Raw genomic sequence first — 933 nt, 5'->3', positions numbered from 1 at the left:
GTCCCGCTTGTGCCAATAACGATAAAACACTTTACAATAAGCCAACTATTGCAGAAGATAACTTTTTTGTAATTTTATAGGCAAGGCACGAGCAAGATGCTCGCGCCAGCGGGGAAAAAAAAACTTGGTAAAATAGAGGCTAGGTTGAATAGTGGTATAATTTCACCAGATGAAGCGAAAAGACAAGTAGAATCATTGTAGAAAAGTTTAAGAAAGAAAATAAAGAGCGGAAAAATTAGTACAAAAACACCTTGTGGAAGGTTATCATAATTATGGGAAAATATTTTGCAATTTTTGAAAAAGAAGAAAAAAAAGCACCAATTAGCTTACAAGAAGGCATTTTGCATTCGGAATTGAATATAAAAAAACCGTTTGAGCCTTTACCAACCGATTCAGGTGATTGGAGGTATGAAATTAATAAAGAGGTTGAATTACCTTCAACATTGTGGTTCATAACGAGGGATAAAGAATACTCCTTTGATTTGAGATTTGATTCAGGAGGTTTTTTTATTTCAAAAGAAATGCTGGAATTACTTAATAGATTCAAAGTCCCTGATTTTGTTTTCACAAAGCTGATAATTTTAAATAAGAAACTAGAATCTGCATCTACAAAAGAGTATTTTTATTTAAAATTCTTTAACAATAAAGATGTTATTGACTATTCGAAATCAAAAATAGATTTTGATAAGAAAGGTGTTTTGAAAAAATCTTGGGAACTACAAATAAATTCAAGTTTAGTAGACTCAGATGTGTTTATGATTGATAATTGGTTTTATCATAATAGATTATTTTGCAATGAAGAGTTTAAAGCTGCTTGTATTGATAATCAAATATATGGTATTCAATTTATTGATTCCCAAGATTCAGGAATCTTTAAAAATTGAGACAATATGACAGATGGTAATCTACCGGTAATGTATCAGATGTGTTGTT

1 protein-coding gene is annotated in these 933 nt (G+C 30.3%); it reads left to right on the top strand.

What is annotated here, in order from left to right:
* Window positions 1–272 precede the first annotated feature (272 nt).
* On the top strand, window positions 273–884 hold the full coding sequence (locus FHQ23_RS11845) for an Imm43 family immunity protein (protein ID WP_139614501.1): 612 nt from the start codon (window positions 273–275) through the stop codon (window positions 882–884).
* Window positions 885–933 lie beyond the last annotated feature (49 nt).

Source organism: Testudinibacter crocodili (assembly GCF_006228025.1).
GTDB lineage: Bacteria > Pseudomonadota > Gammaproteobacteria > Enterobacterales > Pasteurellaceae > Chelonobacter.
Note: the sequence above shows the minus strand (reverse complement) of the source record. Positions and strands in the feature narration are given on the sequence as shown.